19 protein-coding genes and 1 pseudogene are annotated in these 20,046 nt (G+C 61.2%); 12 read left to right on the top strand and 8 right to left on the bottom strand.

What is annotated here, in order from left to right; translation table 11 throughout:
- Positions 1 to 77 precede the first annotated feature (77 nt).
- From speA to AC1ROI_RS20990, 4 genes are all read left to right on the top strand, one after another.
- Entirely contained in the window at positions 78 to 1,991 is a 1,914-nt protein-coding gene (gene speA, locus AC1ROI_RS21005; protein WP_010463866.1) for an arginine decarboxylase, read from the top strand.
- 232 nt (positions 1,992 to 2,223) lie between these two features.
- On the top strand, positions 2,224 to 3,543 hold the full coding sequence (locus tag AC1ROI_RS21000; RefSeq protein ID WP_102595310.1) for a type VI secretion system Vgr family protein: 1,320 nt from the start codon (positions 2,224 to 2,226) through the stop codon (positions 3,541 to 3,543).
- Positions 3,540 to 4,337: a DUF4123 domain-containing protein gene (locus AC1ROI_RS20995; RefSeq protein ID WP_102595309.1), complete on the top strand. Its 798-nt coding sequence runs from the start codon at positions 3,540 to 3,542 to the stop codon at positions 4,335 to 4,337. The genes AC1ROI_RS21000 and AC1ROI_RS20995 overlap by 4 nt, the downstream gene beginning before the upstream one ends.
- A gap of 18 nt (positions 4,338 to 4,355) precedes the next feature.
- Entirely contained in the window at positions 4,356 to 5,231 is an 876-nt protein-coding gene (locus tag AC1ROI_RS20990) for an alpha/beta hydrolase (protein ID WP_077748978.1), read from the top strand.
- Here the strand turns inward: AC1ROI_RS20990 and AC1ROI_RS20985 are convergent.
- Positions 5,225 to 6,574, bottom strand: a complete 1,350-nt coding sequence (locus AC1ROI_RS20985) for an MATE family efflux transporter (RefSeq protein ID WP_083375133.1) — start codon at positions 6,572 to 6,574, stop codon at positions 5,225 to 5,227. The two genes, AC1ROI_RS20990 and AC1ROI_RS20985, sit on opposite strands and share 7 nt — an antisense overlap.
- A gap of 63 nt (positions 6,575 to 6,637) precedes the next feature.
- Complete coding sequence (locus AC1ROI_RS20980) at positions 6,638 to 6,931, bottom strand: hypothetical protein (RefSeq protein WP_010463857.1); 294 nt, start codon at positions 6,929 to 6,931, stop codon at positions 6,638 to 6,640.
- A 235-nt stretch (positions 6,932 to 7,166) separates the two neighbouring features.
- Here AC1ROI_RS20980 and AC1ROI_RS20975 point away from each other — a divergent pair, with 235 nt between their 5' ends.
- The 5 genes from AC1ROI_RS20975 (at position 7,167) to AC1ROI_RS20955 (ending at position 11,443) form a co-directional block, all read left to right on the top strand.
- Positions 7,167 to 7,469, top strand: coding sequence for a MazG-like family protein (locus AC1ROI_RS20975; protein WP_010463855.1), 303 nt, complete (start codon positions 7,167 to 7,169; stop codon positions 7,467 to 7,469).
- On the top strand, positions 7,469 to 8,218 hold the full coding sequence (locus tag AC1ROI_RS20970) for a methyltransferase domain-containing protein (protein ID WP_010463853.1): 750 nt from the start codon (positions 7,469 to 7,471) through the stop codon (positions 8,216 to 8,218). Before AC1ROI_RS20975 ends, AC1ROI_RS20970 begins: the two co-directional genes overlap by 1 nt.
- Before the next feature lie 12 nt (positions 8,219 to 8,230).
- Complete coding sequence (locus AC1ROI_RS20965) at positions 8,231 to 8,848, top strand: DUF4136 domain-containing protein (protein WP_010463851.1); 618 nt, start codon at positions 8,231 to 8,233, stop codon at positions 8,846 to 8,848.
- Between the two features lie 54 nt (positions 8,849 to 8,902).
- Positions 8,903 to 9,460, top strand: coding sequence for a DUF4136 domain-containing protein (locus AC1ROI_RS20960; protein ID WP_010463848.1), 558 nt, complete (start codon positions 8,903 to 8,905; stop codon positions 9,458 to 9,460).
- Between the two features lie 141 nt (positions 9,461 to 9,601).
- Entirely contained in the window at positions 9,602 to 11,443 is a 1,842-nt protein-coding gene (locus AC1ROI_RS20955; protein WP_083375132.1) for a pilus assembly protein TadG-related protein, read from the top strand.
- Here the strand turns inward: AC1ROI_RS20955 and AC1ROI_RS20950 are convergent.
- Positions 11,413 to 14,172, bottom strand: a complete 2,760-nt coding sequence (locus tag AC1ROI_RS20950; RefSeq protein WP_102595308.1) for a PAS domain-containing sensor histidine kinase — start codon at positions 14,170 to 14,172, stop codon at positions 11,413 to 11,415. The genes AC1ROI_RS20955 and AC1ROI_RS20950 overlap by 31 nt on opposite strands.
- Complete coding sequence (locus tag AC1ROI_RS20945; protein WP_010463843.1) at positions 14,169 to 14,609, bottom strand: TadE/TadG family type IV pilus assembly protein; 441 nt, start codon at positions 14,607 to 14,609, stop codon at positions 14,169 to 14,171. Before AC1ROI_RS20945 ends, AC1ROI_RS20950 begins: the two co-directional genes overlap by 4 nt.
- A 75-nt stretch (positions 14,610 to 14,684) precedes the next feature.
- Between AC1ROI_RS20945 and AC1ROI_RS20940 the strand changes: the two genes are divergently transcribed.
- The 3 genes and pseudogenes from AC1ROI_RS20940 to AC1ROI_RS20930 all read left to right on the top strand — a co-directional run.
- A complete protein-coding gene (locus tag AC1ROI_RS20940; RefSeq protein WP_010463841.1) occupies positions 14,685 to 15,155 on the top strand; it encodes a prepilin peptidase in 471 nt (156 codons plus the stop codon).
- 124 nt (positions 15,156 to 15,279) lie between these two features.
- A complete protein-coding gene (locus AC1ROI_RS20935) occupies positions 15,280 to 16,062 on the top strand; it encodes a response regulator transcription factor (protein ID WP_102595315.1) in 783 nt (260 codons plus the stop codon).
- 807 nt (positions 16,063 to 16,869) lie between these two features.
- A pseudogene (locus tag AC1ROI_RS20930) lies at positions 16,870 to 17,165 on the top strand (DUF6124 family protein); the annotation flags it as partial.
- A gap of 98 nt (positions 17,166 to 17,263) precedes the next feature.
- Here AC1ROI_RS20930 and AC1ROI_RS20925 read toward each other — a convergent pair.
- From AC1ROI_RS20925 to AC1ROI_RS20910, 4 genes are read right to left on the bottom strand one after another with little or no spacing between them, the layout of a single operon-like run.
- Positions 17,264 to 17,533: a DUF3613 domain-containing protein gene (locus tag AC1ROI_RS20925; protein ID WP_010463836.1), complete on the bottom strand. Its 270-nt coding sequence runs from the start codon at positions 17,531 to 17,533 to the stop codon at positions 17,264 to 17,266.
- Between the two features lie 10 nt (positions 17,534 to 17,543).
- Positions 17,544 to 18,257 (bottom strand): tetratricopeptide repeat protein, encoded by a 714-nt coding sequence (locus AC1ROI_RS20920; protein ID WP_083375129.1) that lies wholly within the window; start codon positions 18,255 to 18,257, stop codon positions 17,544 to 17,546.
- A gap of 10 nt (positions 18,258 to 18,267) precedes the next feature.
- On the bottom strand, positions 18,268 to 19,158 hold the full coding sequence (locus AC1ROI_RS20915; RefSeq protein ID WP_102595838.1) for a type II secretion system F family protein: 891 nt from the start codon (positions 19,156 to 19,158) through the stop codon (positions 18,268 to 18,270).
- Positions 19,155 to 20,039, bottom strand: a complete 885-nt coding sequence (locus AC1ROI_RS20910) for a type II secretion system F family protein (protein WP_102595839.1) — start codon at positions 20,037 to 20,039, stop codon at positions 19,155 to 19,157. The genes AC1ROI_RS20915 and AC1ROI_RS20910 overlap by 4 nt, the downstream gene beginning before the upstream one ends.
- Positions 20,040 to 20,046 lie beyond the last annotated feature (7 nt).

Raw genomic sequence — 20,046 nt, 5'->3', positions numbered from 1 at the left:
AATCGTCATTTTCATTCTTTAGACTGCGCCGGCCTGAACCCAGGCGACGCTCTATGACTTCTTTATAGGGGACTTCAATGTCCGTACGACGCACACGCAAAGACGATGGCAGCCAATGGACAGTTGCGGACAGCCGCAGTGTTTACGGGATTCGCCATTGGGGGGCCGGGTATTTCGCGATCAATGACGCCGGTCGCGTCGAAGTTCGTCCGAACGGTCCGACCAGTTCGCCTATCGACCTCTTCGAGCAAGTCGACCAGCTGCGCAAAAGCGGCCTGTCCTTGCCGCTGCTGGTGCGTTTCCCTGACATTCTGCAAGACCGCGTGCGTCAGCTGACCGGCGCGTTCGACGCCAACATCGAGCGCCTGGAATACCAGAGCAAGTACACCGCGCTGTACCCGATCAAGGTGAACCAGCAGGAAGCGGTGATCGAAAACATCATCGCCACCCAGGATGTGTCCATCGGCCTGGAAGCCGGCTCCAAGCCTGAGCTGCTGGCCGTATTGGCCCTGGCGCCAAAGGGCGGCACCATCGTTTGCAACGGTTACAAGGACCGCGAGTTCATCCGACTGGCGCTGATGGGCCAGAAGCTGGGCCACAACGTGTTCATCGTGATCGAGAAAGAATCCGAAGTCGGCCTGGTGATCGAAGAAGCCGCCTCGCTGAAGGTCAAGCCTCAAGTCGGCCTGCGCGTGCGTCTGTCGTCCCTGGCCTCAAGCAAGTGGGCGGACACCGGCGGTGAGAAGTCCAAGTTCGGTCTGTCGGCGGCGCAGCTGTTGTCGGTGGTCGAGCGTTTCCGCGCGGCTGGCCTGGATCAAGGCATTCGCCTGTTGCACTTCCACATGGGCTCGCAGATCGCCAACCTGGCGGACTACCAGCACGGCTTCAAGGAAGCGATTCGTTACTACGGCGAACTGCGTAACCTCGGCTTGCCGGTTGACCACATCGACGTCGGTGGCGGTCTGGGCGTCGACTACGACGGCACGCACTCGCGCAACGCCAGTTCGATCAACTACGACATGGACGATTACGCCGGTGTCGTGGTCGGGATGCTCAAGGAGTTCTGCGATGCGCAGAGCCTGCCGCACCCGAACATCTTCTCCGAAAGCGGCCGCTCGCTGACCGCTCACCACGCCATGCTGGTGGTGCAAGTGACCGACGTCGAGAAGCACAACGACGACGTGCCGAAGATCGACAACAAGGAAGAGCTGCCGGAGACCGTGCAGTGGCTGGTTGACCTGTTGGGCCCGACCGACATCGAGATGGTCACCGAAACCTACTGGCGCGCCACGCACTACATGAGCGATGTGGCCACCCAGTACGCCGATGGCAAGCTGACCCTGGCCGAGAAAGCCCTGGCCGAGCAATGCTACTTCGCCGTGTGCCGTCGCCTGCACAACTCGTTGAAGGCGCGTCAGCGTTCGCACCGTCAGGTGCTCGATGAACTCAACGACAAGCTGGCCGACAAGTACATCTGCAACTTCTCGGTCTTCCAGAGCCTGCCGGACACCTGGGCCATCGGCCAGGTCCTGCCGATTCTGCCGCTGCACCGTCTCGACGAAGAGCCGCTGCGCCGCGCCGTGCTGCAGGATCTGACCTGTGACTCCGACGGCAAGATCAAGCAATACGTCGACGAGCAGAGCATCGAAACCAGTCTGCCAGTCCACGGTTTGAACGAAGGCGAGGACTACCTGCTGGGTATTTTCCTGGTCGGCGCCTACCAGGAAATTCTCGGCGACATGCACAACCTGTTCGGTGACACCGACTCGGTGAACATCTACCAGAACGCCGACGGTAGCGTGTATCACGCGGGTATCGAAACCCACGACACCATCGAAGACATGCTGCGTTACGTGCACTTGTCGCCGGAAGAACTGATGACCCACTACCGCGACAAGTGCGCAAGTGCGCGCATCACTGCCGCCGAGCGCACCCAGTTCCTCGACGCTCTGCGCCTGGGCCTGACCCGTTCGTCTTACCTGTCTTCTTGAGGTAAGGCACTGGTCTCATCAGGTTGTCGGAAAATGTTCCGCGCGCTGCGGAAATTTCAGATGACCTGGTGGGACGCCTCCCTGAATTCAAGCGAAATGGCTCACATCCTCGCTATCCAAGCGACGTGGTCCTTTTTTCGCGTAGGTCATTTCCTAAGTTGTACTTCGGCTCTCTACTCGGCCAACTCTCTCGGAGAGAATCCCCGGCCGCCCCTCCTGTAGAGAATCGCCGATGTTCGATCCAGTCAACGAGCCGTCATTTCGTCTGGATGTAGAGGGTCTGCCCGACCCCGTTGAGGTCTTGGCCTTTACCGGCAGTGAAGCGATCAGCGAACCCTTTGTGTTTGACGTGGATCTGCTGATCGAAGACCCGACACTGGACCTGGCAAGCCTGCTGTACCGTCCAGCCTTTTTGCATTTCGGGCCGCCGGGGACCGGTTTTCACGGGCAGTTGCATGAGCTCGTCCAGACGGGTCATGGTGCTGCGCCCAGGCTTTGCCGTGTGCGCCTGAAGCCGAAACTGGCTTGCCTGGCCCAGCGTTTCAGCCAGCGCATCTTCAGCAACCGTTCAGTGCCCGAAATCCTCGCCCAGGTGCTCAAGGAGCATGGCATTACCGGTAAGAATCGGCGCTTTGATTTGAGCGGCGATTACCCGCCGCGTGATTTCTGTACGCAGTACCGGGAATCGGATCTGCAGTTTCTCCAGCGCCTGTGTGCCCAGGAGCGGCTCCATTACCACTTCGAGCATCACCCGCGCGGGCACTGTCTGGTAGTTGGTGATAAGCAGGGGCCCTTTCAGCAGGGCGCCGAGATGGTTTTTGCACCCGACCCCGAACAGCCTGGGGTGCGCCGCTTCAAGGTTCACGGCAACACGCAGGCGGGCGAAGGTCAGACGAATTTGACCACGTTGCGCAGCGGCCAGCGGGTTCTGCTGTCCGGCCATCCGTGTACGGACTGGAACCGTCGCTGGCTGCTGATCCAGGTCGAGCATCAGGGTGGGCAGACACCGGGGTTTGCCTACGGCAACAAGATCCGCGTTGTCGGGGCGGTACCGCTTGCGGCGCCTCATTCGGTCATGAACCCCAGGATGCACAGTCTGCAGCGGGCGTGGGTGGTCGATGTCGATGAGCCGCAACCCGATTCAACCAGGCCCGTTGCCGTGCAATTTGACTGGGTCTATCAGGGCGAAGGCGCTGCGCCCAGCCACTGTTGGCTGCCATTGGCGCCGGAGTTGGGCGGCGCGCATGCCAAGCCGTTGAGAGAAGGCGCGCAGGTACTGGTGAGCTTTATCGAAGGCGATCCGGATCAACCGTTAATCACCGGGTATCTTCCCGGCCCCTCTTTCACCCACGCGTCAGGCTTGTCTGAACCTCCACCCACCACCACAACAGATGCCGACACTGCCAGCGTCGGATTGCTGCGTTTGTTGCAATCCAGCGAACCGATCGTGCTGCTGTGTCTGTTGCCTGGCGGGGGTAGTTTCAGCCATTGCGCGCAAGCTTTTTGCACCTGCCGGGCCGCGACAAGGCTTGGCCAGAGCGGTGCGGCATGATCGTCGCTCAGGCGCCGGACTCAACCGCACAATGGCTGTTGCTCGACGTACCGGGGCAGCCCCGCGCCGGCGCGAGGCTGATCCAGCAGTTTGCGCAGGCCCGACGGTTCTGGCTGTTCGATAGCACCGAGTTGCAGCCGTTACGCGAGCACGGTCCGGTGTTGGTTGACCTCAAGGGATGCCCGGCGTTGGCCGAGCTGTGCCTGCGCGAACCGCACCTCTGGAGCGGTTTGTTATTGGTCAGTGAGGCTTCGCCGTCGCAGTTGCTCGAGCATTTGCGTCGCATGCTGACCGTCACTTTTGGCCTGCATCACCGTGCTTTGTTGAGTTACTACAACCCCCACACCGCCAGTTACTTTTTTGATGCCTGCGATGCCCTGGAATTGAGTCGCTGGCTGGGGCCGATCAGTCAGTTGCGCTGGTTCGGCGGAACCTGGGCCGACCGGGCAATCGGCAGTCAGGGTTGGCAGCAGTTGTTCAATCCCGGGCTTGCTGTCAGCCCGTTGGCCATCGAAGAAAACCTCACGCCCCGGCAGCGTGACACCTTGCAAACCTGCCTGCTGGAACAGCACGTCTGGCATTGGAGCCGGTCCACCGGGACCGGCTACAACAGTCTGTGGGCCCTCGTGCAGGAAGGGCTGGCGCTGGGTTTCAGCGAACGCCCGGTGCTCGATGGCTGGTTATGGCTACGCTTGCAGTATCCCGACGCTTCACCCGTGCATTCGCTACCGGGTATCACTCAGCAGGAACGTCTCGATAGCTTGCGCAATCTATGGCAGAACGATCAACCCTGAACACGAGGTTCGACATTGATGGCGAGCACAACGCGCTGGCTGTTCGGCCTGACCATGGGCATTTGTTTGCTGACCGTGATAACGGCGTGTTCACCGCTGAAAATGCTCAATGCGCTGACCCCCGACAGCACGTTCGACAAGACCGAAGGGATTGCCTATGGCGATGATCCGCGGCAGAAACTCGATGTGTATGTGCCTCGTCACCCTCTGGAGAATGCCCCGGTGGTGGTGTTTTTCTACGGCGGCAGCTGGAACAGCGGTTCACGCAGTGATTACTCTTTTGTCGGCGAGGCGCTGGCGTCGCGCGGAGTGGTTGCGGTGCTGGCGGACTATCGACTGTATCCACAGGTACGCTATCCCTTGTTCCTGGAGGATGGCGCTAAAGCCGTGGCCTGGACTCACGATCACATCCACAGGTTTTCCGGTGACCCGCAACGGTTGTACCTGATGGGCCACAGCTCCGGGGCCTATAACGTCGCGATGCTGGCGTTGGACCCCGGTTTGCTGGGGGCCGTGGGGATGTCGCCGCACGATCTGCGCGGCTGGATCGGTCTGGCCGGGCCTTATGATTTTCTGCCCATCCAGAATCCGGACGTGCGGCCCGTGTTTTTCTGGCCGGATTCTCCGCCGCAGTCGCAACCGATCAATCACGTCAGTCGAGGCGCGCCGCCGGCGTTGTTGATGGCTTCGCGCGACGACGATCTGGTCAACCCGACGCGTAACACTGGCGGCCTGGCGCGCAAGCTGCGCCAGGCCGGAGTGCCGGTTCAGGACTTCTATTTTGCCCGCACCGGCCATGCCACGCTGGTGGCGACACTGTCTCGGCCCATGCGGGGTTTGGCGCCGGTGCTGGATGAGGTCAGCGCCTTCATCAGAGCCACGCCGACTCAGTAAACCTTGCCCGCGAACCAGCCGTCGTTCTTGCGCAAGTACCAGGCGAAAGCACCGAGGGTCAGGCTGCGCAGCAACATGAACAACAGGAACGTTATCCAAAGCCCATGGTTGCCAAAACCTTGCAGTGCCCAGGCGAACGGCAGCAGCAGAACGACCGTCAGCAGCATGCCGTTGCGCATTTCCCGGGCCCGCGTGGCGCCGATGAACAGTCCGTCGAGCAGGTAACTCCACACGGCAATCAGCGGCAGCGCGGCGAGGTAGGGCAGGTAGATAAACGCGGTGTCGCGCACACTCTGGATGTCGGTCTGCATCTCAATGAACAAATGCCCGGCGAAGGCGAACAGCACGGCAAATCCCAGGCTCGCCAGCAACGACCAGCCGCAGGCGACCACCAATGAGCGACGCAGCGCCTCTCGATCGCGCGCGCCGATGGCATGCCCGCACAGGGCTTCCACGGCATGGGCCAGACCGTCCAGCGCGTGGGCCGTCAGCAGCAAGCCGTTGAGCAGCAGGGCGTTGGCGGCGACGGTGGCATCACCGAGCCGTGCGCCCTGCACGGTGATCAGGAAAAACACCGATTGCAACGCCAGGCTGCGGATGAAAATGTCGCGGTTGACGGCCAGCAGTGGCCGCCAGCTCTGCCACAGCGCCAGCGCGGCCCAGGCGATGTGGCCGGGATAAGCGCGCAGGGCTTTGCGGGTCATGAACAGGCCGATCAGGGCCCCGGTCCATTCGGCGATCACCGACGCCCGGGCTGCACCGACCACGCCCCAGTCCAGTCCGAGCACGAACCACAGGTTCAGCGCGATGTTCACCAGGTTGGTGCTCAGTAGAATCGCCAGCGGGGCCCGGGCGTTCTGGGTGCCCAGGAACCAGCCGACCAGCGCATAACTGGCCAGCGCCGCCGGCAGGCCGAATAGCCTTGTATGGAAAAATTCGCGGGTGAGTTGGTCAAGCTCGGCGGAGGGTTGCATGAAGTGCAGCGCGACGCCGCTCAACGGAACGCCCAATGCGCCCAAGACAATCGCCAGCCCCATCGCCAGCAACAAGCCCTGCAACAAAATCTGCCGCAACGCCGCGCCATCCCCGCGCCCGGCGGCCTGGGCGGCAAAACCGGTAGTGCCCATGCGCAGAAAGCCCATGCCCCAGGCCAGAAAGGTATACAGGCTGGCCCCGACCGCGACGGCGCCCAACTGATGGGCGTGGGGCAGGTGGCCGATGACGGTACTGTCGACCAGTGCCACCAGCGGAACGGAAATGTTCGAAAGAATCATCGGCGCAGCCAGCGCCCAGACCCGACGATGGGTAGGGCGGTCGCGCCAGTCGGCAATCAGGTTGGACATGCAGGCTCCTTGAGGAGCGGGCATTGTAGCGGGAGGTGTCGTACTAATGTGGGAGCGGCGGTGTCAGTGGATGATCCAGCTCAGCAGCCAAAGGCCCAACACCAACCAGATAATCCCCATGATGATCGACGCATTCATGAACGCCCGGATCGCCGACCACAACAGCATCAGCCCCAGGATCAGCGCAATGATGCTGATGATCGATGTGTCCATGCCCAGTGCCCGGGACAAGCCTTCGACAAAATTGCTGCCGGCATGGCTCAGCAGGTTGAACAAGCCGCTGAGGCCATCAACGATAAACCGGATGACCGAACCGAGTGCCTGGCCGAGCCATTCGAAGAAACTTTCTACCTGCATGTCGTGAACGTCCTGATGTAAGTGGTGGCGTGCTTGCCGGACTTGGGCCATGGATTACGGTGCCGAGTTCCCCACAAGCATAGAGCGTTGCATCGACCCTGTGGGAGCGAGCTTGCTCGCGATGGCGTTTTGTCAGTCAACATCCGGGCTGGATTAAGTCCGCGCTCTCACATTCAACTGCCCACTTGCCATCCCCGGTCATCCCCCCGAAGCTATACGCCTTCAGGAGAGCCCGATGAACCTTGTTGAACTGACCGAACGCCTGCACGCCATCCGTGACCGCAACGACTGGCGGCAATTTCACAGCCCGAAAAACCTGGCCATGGCCGCGAGCGTGGAAATGTCCGAGCTGGTGGAGATTTTCCAGTGGCTGACCGAAGACCAGTCGCGCCAGTTGCCGGCGGACAAACTGGCCCACGCCGGGCAGGAAGTGGGTGACATCGTCCTCTATCTATTGCTGCTGTGCAGCGAGTTGGGGCTGGACATGAATGAAGTGGTACGCAACAAACTCGCTGACAGCGAAAAGAGGTTCAGCTGATGAGCGATCGTCATTTCGATCAACTGGCGACCCGGTTTGCCGAAAAAATCTACGGTGGGGCGAAAGGTGCGATCCGCCTGGCGGTGCTTCAGGCCGACCTGGCCGAAACCCTGCCGGACCGGCCGCTGCGCGTGTTGGATATCGGCGCGGGCCTGGGCCACATGTCGTTGTGGCTGGCCCAGCGTGGCCATGACGTCACGCTTGCCGAACCCGCCGAACCGATGCTCGAAGGCGCCCGCCAGCGGTTCGCCGACGCCGGGCAGAGCGCCACGTTCATTCAGGCACCGTGGCAGGAATTGCTCGGCCAGCTCACCGAGCCCTATGACCTGGTGCTGTGCCATGCCGTGCTGGAATGGCTTGCCGAACCCCATGCCATCCTGCCGGTGCTGCATCAACTGACCAAACAGGACGGCTGGCTCTCCCTGGCCTTCTACAACCGCGACGCGCTGATCTACCGCAACCTGCTCAAAGGCCATTTCCGCAAGATGCGCAAGAACGACATGGCCGGCGAGAAGCAGAGCCTGACCCCGCAGCAACCTCTCGATCCGCGCGAACTGGCGGCGCAACTTGAGGGCCTGTGGCAGGTCGAAAGCCAGAGTGGGGTGCGGGTTTTCCACGACTACATGCCAGTGGAATTCCAGGCCCGCGCCGAACTCGTGGACTTGCTCGAAATGGAGCTGGCCCACCGCCGTCACCCGAGCTTTGCCGGGCTTGGGCGCTATTTGCACTGGATCTGTCGGCCGGTCTGATCGGAGCGAAACATGAAAAGTCGTTCAGGGTTACTGGTGATCTGTCTCGGGTTGGCGGCCTGCCAGGGCAGCAATCCCTATGTGGCGACCTCCAAGCCCTTGCCGCCGGCACCGCCTCAGGCGGCCAACACCTTCGACCGCAGCGCCTACCCGGCACCGCCGCGTGACTATGGGCGTTACCGCAGCTGGGCCTGGCTCAACGGGCAGCTGCCACCGGGCAGCGCCTGGGCAGACTCGGCCCAGGTCGCCGAAGCGGTCAGCAACGCCCTCGATCAGCGCGGCCTGCGTCCGCTGCACGACAACACCCGCCCGGCCGACCTGTTTGTCAGCGCCGATCTGCACCTGGAAACCCGGTTGCGCCAGGTTCGGGACGACTACGGTTATTACGGCGGTGGTTATGGCGGCTACAACCGCTACGGCACCGGTTATGGCATGTACAACACGGTGCCGATCGTGCGCACGTATCAGGAACAGGTCGTGGTGGTGCGAGTGGATCTGTTCGATGCGGGCACAGGCCAGCCAGTGTGGAGTGCCAGCGCCGAAACCGGCAGTCGGGGCAGTCAGAGTGAGCGTGGCGATGCGATACGTGAGGCTGTGGAAAAGGCCATGTCGGCGTATCCTCCCAGTTAACTTCTCACGTTGAGAGGGCGTTCACAGGTTCATGTCTTCAACCGGAGAACCATCATGATCCGTCGTTTCGCTTTACTGGCTGTGGCCGCGCTGCTCAGTGCCTGCGCCGCCAACCAGGTCAATAATGACTTCGATGCCAGCCGCGACTTCGCCGCCTATCGCACCTGGAGCTGGAAAGAACCTGCACTGCAATATCGCCCCGACGACCCACGGATCAAGAGCGACCTGACCGAACAGCGCATTCGTCAATCGGTGGCCGATCAACTGGATCAGCGTGGCCTGCGCCCGGCCGCCGCTGGCAGCAAGGGTAATTTGGACGTCCAGACTTACCTGATCGTCGAAGAACGCCAGCAACAGGTGACCACCAACTATGGCGGCGGTTGGGGGAATCCATGGAATGGCTACTGGGGCGCGCCGATGTACAACGAAACCCGCAGCGTCAGTTACAAGGTGGCGACCATCCAGATCGATTTGCTCGATGGCAAGGACGGCAAACTAGTGTGGCGTGGCAGCGATGAGCAACTGCTCAGCCGCACGACGAACCCCGCTGATCGCAGCAATGCGATACGCGAAACCGTCGCACGAATCCTCGCCAACTATCCACCGCACTGACCATCCACCCAGCCTGAAACACAAGCCCACTCTCACAAACGGTTGTGGGGTGGCTTGTTGCCAGCAGCCTTGCCCAGCGTTGTCTACACTGTTTTTCCATGGAGGTAACCCCCCGACGGTTCACCGGCAAAGGAGTGCATGATGTCTCCACGCTTGCAATTTTGCGGCCCGTCCCGGCAACGGGGGGCGATAGGCTTGATGGCGGCGCTGACATTCGCATTGGCGCTGGTGTTCCTGCTGGTGGTGATCGACAGCGGTCGGCTCTACCTGGAAAAGCGCAACCTGCAGCGCGTCGCTGACATGGCCGCGCTCGAAGCCGCCACCCGTGGCGGTGACTGCGGCGTCGGTACAACCGCGCTCATCTACGCCACTGCCAGCGCCCAACGCAATAATTTCACCGTGCCCGGTGCGGATCGCACACTGGCCGTTGCCTGTGGTGCGCTGACCGTCGGCGCCAACAACCTTCGGGTTTTCGGCGTTGACCCGAGCAAAAGCGAAGCCATCCGCGTGATCGCCAGCCATGGGGTGCCGCAAAGTCTCGTCGGTGGAATCGGCGCAATGTTCGGGGGCGCACCCGCCAACTCGACCATCACCCTCAGCGCCACTGCGGTGGTCGGGCTGCCGGGGCCGCCGGTCGCCCAACTGACCATTCGCAGCACCCTGGTCGACGTCAATTTGTTGAACGGCTTCCTTTCCGCGCTCGCGGGAGCGTCCATCAACCTCCCTCTCGCGAGTTGGAACGGGCTGTTGGGCGCCGACATCAACTTGCTTAAATACATGGACCAGTTGGCCATTGACCTGCAGGTCACGGCAGGCGATTACACGGGGCTGCTCGGTGCTGATGCCACCGTGGGCCAGTTACTTCAGGCTGCTGCCACGGTGGCGCGACTCAATGGGGCGACGGCGGACGTGCAGGCCGGTTTCGACAGCTTGGCCATCGCGGTCGTCAGCCCGCTCAAAGTGCATTTGGGGGACCTGTTGAAACTGCAGGCAGGCACCACGTCTGCCGGCCTGAACGCCAACGTGAACGCGCTTCAATTGGTGCAGGCCTTTATCGAACTCGGCAACAGCAAGAGCGCCGTGGCAGGCACCATTCCCGTGAATCTGCTGGGGCTTGGAGTCGGGGCCAGCGCAAAGATCAAAGTCATCGAACCTCCGCAGTGGTCGGCGGTGGGCAATCCCGCACTGGCAAAAATGGCGCCCTTGGGCGCCAATCGAATCTATGTGCGCACCGCTCAAGTCCGGGTGCTGGTGACATTGGATTTGTCATTGGTCACCGGTCTGCTTGGCGCGGTGACGGGGACTTTGTCCGTGGTCACCGGGTTGCTCGGGCTCGACTTGTACGTGTTGCCCAGCCCCAACCTGGACGTCAGCCTGGAAGCCGGTGGCGGCAACAGTTACGTCACCGATTACACCTGCCCCAGCGAAATCAATAAAAGCCTGACCGTGAACACCACGACCACCGTGGCTGAATTGCGCGTTGGAAGGGTCAATGCGGACTGGGATTCATCGTCCGTGCCCCTGACGGTCACGCCGGTCACCCTGCTCGATATCCGCAAGGCGGGTGTACCCTTTTCCGGCGGTGGCGCTGAGCTGCAAATTTACAGTCCCGTGCTGCCGGCCAATGCCACCTCGACGTTCATCAACCCGCCGAAAGTGGGTTTGCCCCCGTCGGATCCGCCATACACCTTGACCGCTACCAACGCGGTTTCCGGATTGTCGCAAACCGTCAATGACGTGAACCTGATCGTCCACGCGCCGTCATTCACGCCTAACTTCCTGTTGGCCGCGACGTTCGAATTATTGAAAACACTGCTCAATGGCGTGATGTTGTTGCTGAAGACGACACTTGAATCAATCCTCGGTCCGCTGCTGGATAACCTGCTCGACACGCTTTTGAAAACCCTGGGAATCGAGGTCGGGAAAATCCAGGTCGGTGCCAACCTCAGTTGTTACTCCGGGCGGCCGGCGCTGGTGATCTGATCCACCGGGACCACCGGCAACTCAATGCAAAACAGCGCACCCTGCACCGAGTTACGCACACTCAGCCGCCCCTCCATGTTCTCGATGATGCCGTAACTCACCGACAACCCCAGCCCGGTGCCGATGCCCACCGGTTTAGTGGTGAAAAACGGCTCGAAAATCTTCTCCATCAACCGAGGATCTATCCCGCCACCGTTGTCCTCGACCCATATCCGCACGCATCGCTCATCCCGTTCGGCGTATAGCGCAATCCACGGATTGAACTCACGGTCGGCTTCGCGTTTGCTCAGCAGCGCATCCCGGGCGTTGACCATCAGGTTGATCAGCACTTGCTCCAGCTGGTCGATAAAGCCGCGGACCTGCACGGCAAAACCAATCTCGCCGATGCGCAATTCAACCCCTTTGCCGCGCATGCCTTCGGCGAGCAGCGACAGCGTGCCTTCGATCGCGTCGGCCGGGTTGAACGGTTGCTGCTCGATGTCCGAGCGACGGCCAAACACGCGCATATGATCAACCACCCGTGCGGCGCGCTGGACCTGTGAATCGATGCGGTTGAGCTTGTCTTTCAAGTAATCGATCTGCACGTCGCCATTGTTCAAGCGCTTGAGCACATTGACGATGGCCATGCGCATCACGTTCAGCGGCTGATTGATTTCGTGAGCGAGTCCCGTGGCCATTTCGCCGAGGGTGGCCATTTTCGCGCTCTGGGTGAGTTGCTGCTGCGAGCGGCGGACTTCGGTGTTGTCGCGGCCGACTGCCTGCACTTCCAGCAAGCGACCCTCGGCGTCGAACACGCCGCGGTCCGACCAGACCCACCAGGCGTGTTCCCGCCCCGGCAGTTGCAGATAGATTTCAGCGGTACTGACCGGGGCTTGCGGCGTCAGTTGGCTGAGTCGCAGCACGAATGCCTGGCGCTGATCGTCCGACATCCAGTGGCCCAGGTTCACGCCGGGCAGTTGATCGGGCTGACATTCCAGATACGTCGCCAACGGCCGGTTGCCGAAGGTCAGGGTCAGGTCCGGGCGATAGCGGCAGATCATCGCCGGGGAGTCCTCCACCAGGATTCGATAGCGCTCTTCACTCTGTTTCACCTGTTCGGTGGCGAGGGTCGCTTCGGTGACGTCCAGCCACAAGCCGACAGCTTCCACCGGCAGGCCGAGGTCGTCGCGCAACACCTTGGCTTCGTCAAGCAGCCAGTGGTACTCGCCGTGGCTGTCGCGCAACCGGTAACGGGCGCGCACCGTGCCTTCACGCAGCAGCCGTCGGGTGCGCTCGAAATAGTGCTCGCGGTCTTCTGGATGCACCCTTTCTATCAAGGCTCCTGCGGTGCAATCGGCGAGTGTCAGGCTGAGCAACGGCAGCAGGCTGGCGCTGAAAAACGTCGGCAAGAGCGCGCCTTCAACATAGCGCTGCACGTAAATCACGGCCGGCGAGCTGGCGATCAGGTTGTCCAGTCGGGCATGGGCGGTGGCGGCGTTCTGTTCCTGGTTTTTGATGTCGCTGATGTCGAGCATGAAGCCCACCAGTCGGCGGTTTTTACCCATGCCAATGGCCTGACCTTGCAGCCGATACCAGACGGGCGCTTGCTCACAGTGCCAGCGCACGCAGAGCAGCAACGGGGTGCCGGCGTCCTCCAGGGCGTGCAGGCGGCTGCGCAGTTCTTCGCGGTCGGCAGGGTGCACGTGATCGAGCCATTCGCCGAGCGTCAGGCGGGGGCTCGCCAGGTTCAGCGAGCTGGCCAGCGAAGGGGCCAGTTGCATTTCGGCGCTGTCGCTGAACACTTCCCACCAACCGGTGCCGAGTAGCGCTTGCAGCGACGCCAGGCGCTCCAGCTGCAAATGATGCCGATGCTCGCGCAAGCGTTCCAGCAGGGGGCTGGCGAGGGCGGCGGTGAGCTGCAACCAGTCGCCATCGTTCAATTCGGGCGCCCGCTGCTGCGCTGTGTAAAAACCGCAGAGCAACCAGGTGGCCACGCCGTGAGCATCGTAATAGGGCACCGCAAGTCCTTCGGCATGCCCGAAGATTTCTTGCAAACGCGGGTGCTCGCCACGCGCCAGGTGTTGCGGGAAAGAACCGTTCAGGCTGTCGAGCCCGGAACCCAGGCGCTGTCCGTTCTGCCACAGCATCGGTGCATCGAAGGCCGCGTAATACTGATGGATTTGCCAGCCCTGGTCCTGCTCATCAAGCAGCGCCACCGCAATACACGGAATGTGAAAGCGCTGAGCCAATACCTGAAGCTGCTCCTGCAACACATCGGGCAGACGGGTGAGGCTGCACAGGCGCAACTGTTCGCTGATCCTGGCCGCGAGAAGCTGGTTCTGTTCGCGGCGGCACGATTGTCGACGTTCAACCAACACATCGCTGATGTCCAGCAACTGCAACAACCAGTTGTCCGCCAGCGGAAGGACCCAGCCGCGCAGGTGCAGTGGGTGCCCGTTGACGCTGTGAAAGTCCAGGTCGAGGATTTGGCCTTGCCAGTCGGCGGGGATACCTTCGATGACCAGGCTGCTGTGGGGCATCAGGTAATCGAGTAGCGGTGGTGCCTGTGTGGAGAGCGGTTGCGGGGCGAGCGTATGGCGCAATGGGCCGGTCAGGTGCAGCACCCGGCCTTCGCCATCCAGGTGCACCTGCAAGCCGACACTCGGCACGCTCAGGGTGTCCGGCGCAACCTGAGGTGGTGGCGATTGGCGGTTGAGCAGGCGCCCGAAGAGTTTTTCCCCGGAATTCAAAATTGCAGGCTCGAACTGGCCGAGAGGGTCGTCGGCAGGTTAGGCACCGCGCCGATGCCCGGCAGCACCAGAAACGGCAGCACCTGGTTGAGTTTGGTGGTGGGGTAATCGATGTTGACCTTGAGCATGCCGCCGACGAAGGTGATGGTCGAATCGGTGGCGACATTGAAGTTCAGTGCGGCGGGAATCCACGCCAGTTGCCGGGTCAGTTCAGCTGAGGCTGTGGCTTGGACGTTGGCGGCGTAACCGGGCGTGCCCGGGTCCACCGCCACGCTGCGCCGCACCGCTTCGGCAGTCGACTGGTTGAACGACTGCATCAGCAACAGCGGCAGGCTGTAACTGACAATGGCGTAAAACACAGCGAAAAAAATCACGAACACCAAAGCGAACTCAATCGCTACGGCGCCTTTTTGCTGGCGGGGGAGGCTCGAATTCATGACTGCGTCTACCCTGACTGTCACTGCGTAATATCAGCATAGAATCATTCAGCCAAAAGGGACTTTTTTTACGCAATGCAAACTTTTGTCCTACTGATCTGGCTGACGCTTTGCGCAGCGCAGGACGCCCGTGAAAAGCACATTGCCAACTCGTTGACCCTTGGCGCGGGGGTGTTGGCGTTGGCGTTTCTGCTATGGACCGACACCACTTGGCTGGGGGCAGAAGGGGCGCAGGGCGGCTGGGCTGCTTTTCTGGCACTGGCCTTCACGTTGCCCGGTTACGCGCTGAGGCGATTGGGCGCCGGGGATGTGAAATTAATGACAGCCTTGGGTTTGGCGACGGACGGAATGCATCTGCTGGGCAGCTTTGTCGGGGCCGCGCTGGCCAGCGTGTGCTGGCTGCTGCTCGCGCCAAAAGTATGGCCTCATATGAGTCAACGGGTTAGGGCGCGTCTTCGATATTTAGGCCCTGGGCTGTCAAAAAAGCAGCCATTTGCGCCGTTCGTGCTGATGGGTTTTTCATTGGCCCTGCTTTGGATTCGCTAGTCATGTTGTTCCATCCCCCCTATGTACATAGTCGGAAAGTGCGTCTACTTTTCAGATTGATAGTCGTACGGCCAGTGGCTTTCGTACAGGAACGGTCAGCTGTAGACCGAGCATGGAGTGGCGCGTGAACAAATTCACCTCGGCAGTAAAAGTCCTCGTGGTTGATGATCAGGCGTTGATTGTTGAAGAACTTTGCGAGTTTCTGGAGGCGAGCGGCTATCGCTGCGTTCCCTGTGAATCGAGCAAGCAAGCCATTTCCCGTTACGGCGAAGACCTGCAAATCGGCTTGGTGCTGTGTGATTTGCATATGCCTGACATGGACGGGATTGAGCTGGTGAAGGAGTTGCAGCGGATGTCCGGCAAGCACCGGGCCTTCGAGGCGATCATGCTGACTGGGCGTGCGGACAAGCAGGATGTGATCAAGGCCTTGCGGGCAGGGATTGCCGATTACTACCAGAAGCCGATTGATCTCGATGAGTTGCTCGAAGGGGTTCAGCGACAAGAGGTGGCGTTGCAAGATCGGCAGAAGAACCTGCAGTTGGGGCATTTGAATCAGAAGCTGCAGTACCTGACTGAGTCGATCGATGATTTGTATCAGGATCTGGATAAGGTGCGGCGTGGTCCGCAGGGGGCGGATTCTTCCGGGGCTGATGTCAGTGATGTGGATCGGGTGGAGATCCCGGCGATTTTCAATCAGTTGTCGCCCCGGCAGCTGGATGTGGCGCGGTTGGTGGGGAAGGGGCAGACCAATTATCAGATTGCCTGTGAGTTGGGGATTACCGAGAACACGGTGAAGTTGTATGTGTCGCAGGTGTTGCGGTTGACGCATATGCATAATCGGACGCAATTGGCATTGGCGTTGTCGCCCGGTAACTCCGGGATGCGCCAGCGGGTTACGGCTCACTGAGTGTGGTGGGTCGCTTTTGGCGGCCTTTGGGCCGACCATGTTCTTGGTGGTTGTGTGCATATCCATTTGTGCGGTAACGGCGGCTGGCGGTTTCGCCCTTACGGCGAGTCCCTTTTGTCAAACGCCCGGAGTGCCGGCCCAGCCAAAAGGAACCAAAAAGTCTCGCCCCAAGCGTCCGGCCCCTCGCTAAGGCTCGGCGTACCTTCGCTCCGGTATCCATCCGGGGACACTGCCCTCCGGTCTGCTTCGCGACGACCTACATGCAGCGTGTTCGACTGCGTCGAACGGCGCTGCGCGCCACTCCCCGGATGAACACCTCCACTCAGCCTCCCGAAAGGGGCGGGTGGATCAAGATCAAGAGCTGCAGGCGAGCTAACGCTCGGCCTGATGAGTGGTGAGAATCAAAAGCTGTACGCTGAATTCTTGTAGGAGCGAGGCTTGCCCGCGAAGGCGGCCTGACAGCCGACCAATCTCTTGCAGGTACACACATTCCACTGTAGGAGTGAGCCTGCTCGCGATGGCGGCCTGACAGCCGACCATTTTTTTTGCGGATGTACACCAAACCCTGTGGGAGCTGGCCTGCCAGCGATGGCGGAGTATCAGACGACGTGAATGCCAGATGCCGGACCGCAATCGCGAGCAGGCTCGCTCCCACAGGGGGAATGTGTGTGGATTTGAGGGCTGTGTTTAATAGTGTTTAGCGTTACTTCCTGAGAGCTACAGTTTCTTGCTCCTTTGCCTACGACTACGCCAGAATCCGCCGGCTTGTGCGCTTTGTGACGGCTCCATTAATCAGGGAGTTTCACCATGTTCAAAGCCACACCCAATCCCCCGGAAGCCAACGACGTTTCCCCCTACGATCCGCTCAATCCCAAAAAGCTCAACGAAGCCGCCGACCGCGCGCTGGATCACTACCTCAATCCGTCTGCCCTCAAGGCCCCCGTCATCCGCAAGGTCAGCACTATGTTCATCGTCGCCCCCGATATCGATAACGAAAGCCTGTTGGCCCACGCTTGCGAGTCCTTGGCGTGGCGATCCAGCAGGTCATCATGCTGGCTGAGTTGGCGGTGAATCGAGCGCTGGATAATGTGGATGTGCCGCAAGCGATGTACCGGTTAGACCGCGTCATCGTTCTTCGCGGGCGCGTCGGATCGCTGCACCGCTCGCGAAGGCGATGAATTCGATGCAAGAAAGCCTGACGCTACCCCCCCGCCCCACCGTTCACTGTCCCCCCTTCCTCCTGATCGAAAAACATCGGAATCTCATGCTGATAGCTCTTCAGCCAGCGCTGCATGCTCAGCTCTCGTTCGGTCGCGGTTGAGGTCTGTGGGGTGTGTGAGGCGGCCTGGTGGCTGATCTGCAATTTCAACCAGCCTTCGGTTTCCTGTTGTTGTGGTGAGGCGGGGCCGTCGAGGGCGTTGGCGGTGAGTGGCAGGGCCAGCAGGGCGAGGTAAAGGAGGATCGGTTTCATCTGTCTGCTCCTATTGAAGGCCCGGCGTCGCGACGGCGGCGACCTGGTTTGCGGGTGTCGGAATCACCTTGGTCGGGGCCTTGAGTTTTTGTGCGCGTTCCTGGGCTTCGGTGACCTGGGCGGGGCTCAGGCCGACGCGGCTGACGAGTTCGGCGGCGCGGCTCCAGTCATCCTGGTAGATCAGCAGCGTCACCATATTCAACGCCGCCAGTCGATCGCTTTGCTTGAGCTCCATGGCCGTCAGGAATTCGAAGCGTGCATCGTCGACGCGCCGTTGGTTGAGGTAGACCACGCCGAGGTCGTTGCGGATTTTTTCATCGGTTGGCGCCAGTCGGGCGGCGCGTTGCAGGTGGGCCTGGGCCTGGCCGTTGTCGCCCCTGGCTGCCGCGAGCTGGCCGAGGCCGTGTTCGGCAGCGGCGGCGAGGCAGGTGCCGAGCAGGCTGCGGTAAAGTGGCTCGGCTTCGCTGCGACCCAGCAGCCGGTTTACCTTGGCCCGGCGCAAGCGCACGTCGGCGACGTTGTCGGGCAGGCTTTGCAGGTTGGCGAGGCTCGCGTGCAGTTTGCCGTCGTTGGCCATGTCATCGGCCAGGTTCAATTTCAGCTGTTCATCGGAGCCCAACTTGCTGCAACTGGCGCTTTGGGTCAGGGCGTTCCATGGCGCCTGGCCGTCGGTGGCGCAACCGCTCAACAGGAGCAAACTCAAACCGGCAATCATTGCTTTCATCGCGATCCCTCTATGAGCCAATGGCCCGGGCCAGGGCGGTGAAGCCCGGGCCGGCCAGGACGATCAATAACGCCGGGAAGAGAAACAGCATCATCACGACGGACATTTTGGCGGACATCTTGGAGATGTATTCCTGCAAGCGCGTGAGGCGCCGGTCATCGAACAGTTGCTTGAGCGCCAGTAGCGATTTCATCGCACCACCACCCTGGTGGATCAGCTGTTGAAGGATCACGCAGGTGTCCGTGAATTCGTCGACCGCCAACAAGCGGCTGGCCTTGCTCAGCTCTTCGCCCAACTCCAGGCCGGAATCGACACGGGCCAGAACCAGGCGCAGTTCGTGGGTCAATGCGGGCATCAGTTGCTTGCCTTCCTGGCTCAGCACGCGCAGCGATTGCTCGACGGCCATGCCCGATTCAAACAGGATGCGCAGCAGCGGAATGAAGGTCGATATCTCCAGGGCCAACTGTTTTTGCCGGCGTTGAGACGCGGCGGCGAGCAGGCGTTTGGGCAGCAGGTAACCGATGGCCGTGGCGAAGAGCGGGGCGATCCAGTGGTTTTGCACGCTGGGGTAGAACACGCTTTGAATCAGCAATGCCAAGGCCAGCGCCAGCACCGGCACTCCCACCTGGAACGCCGCGAACTGTGAGCGGCGGCGGGCGCTGCGCCAACCCAAGCGGTTGAGCAGGGTTTGGGTTTCGTTGTCCAGATTGACCGAACGCTGACCGATGCGGCTGTTGCCCAGCGCTTGTAGCCAATGACCCATGCGGTCGTGGTCAACGGCTTTGCCGTCCAGCCGTTGAGCCACCTGACGCGCACGCCGGCGCTGGTCCAGCAGGCTGCCGAGCAGCAACAGCGCAGCCGCCATAAACAGCAGGGCACTGATCAGCAGCGGTATTTTCATACGCTGCGCAACATGCGCCAAAGCGCCAGGCTGCCCACCGCCTGCAAGCCAAACGCGCTCGCGAGCATCATTTGCCCTGAGCTGTCGTGCCACATTGCAAGCAGGTAAGCGGGGTTGGCGGCCAGGAAATAGGTGGCCAGGCCCAGCGGCAAACTGCCTAGCACCCAGGCCGTCACGCGGGTTTCACCGGTCATGGCGCTGAGCTGGCGGGCGGCCTGTTCGCGTTCACGGATCATCTTGATCAGGTTCTCCAACAATTCGCTGGCATTGCCGCCGTAGCGGTGATTGACCTTCAGGCCGAGGGCAAACAGGCGCAGTTCATCCTTCTCATACAGCTCGGCGAAGTCCGACGCGGCATCCGGCAGGCTGACGCCCAACTGCACGTTGCGTTGTACCCGGCCCATGGCCTCTTTGAGCGGATTGTCGGCGGCATGGATAGCGCCCAGCACCGCGTCGGCCAGAGTGCGCCCGGACTTCAGGCTGCGCACGGTGTGATCGAGCAACGTCGGCAGTTGTTCGATCATGCGCTTGAGCCGGCGCTGATAACGCCAGCTTATGAACAGCCGGAACGCGAGTGGCGGTACCAGCAAACACACCACGAGCCCGATCCAGCCACCGGCAGCGAAGCCGATCAACGTACCGAACGCCCACAACAGCATCCAGCGTCCCAGTTGTTCGTTCGGGCGCCCAAGGCCCGCGCGCAGGAACGCCCGTTCCAGGCCTGCCCAAGAGGTTTTTTCCACCACCAACTGCGGTTGCCCCTGGGCCAGGCGATTGAGCACGCGCTCGGTGCCAGTCTGGCGCAAGCCTTTGAGCAGCAGGTGAATCGACACGCCGAGCATGATCAGGCAAACGAGGATGAGCAACGCCGGTTTGAGCATGCCGTGA

The sequence above is a fragment of the Pseudomonas sp. GW823-FHT02C02 genome, assembly GCF_058797635.1.
Note: the sequence above shows the minus strand (reverse complement) of the source record. Positions and strands in the feature narration are given on the sequence as shown.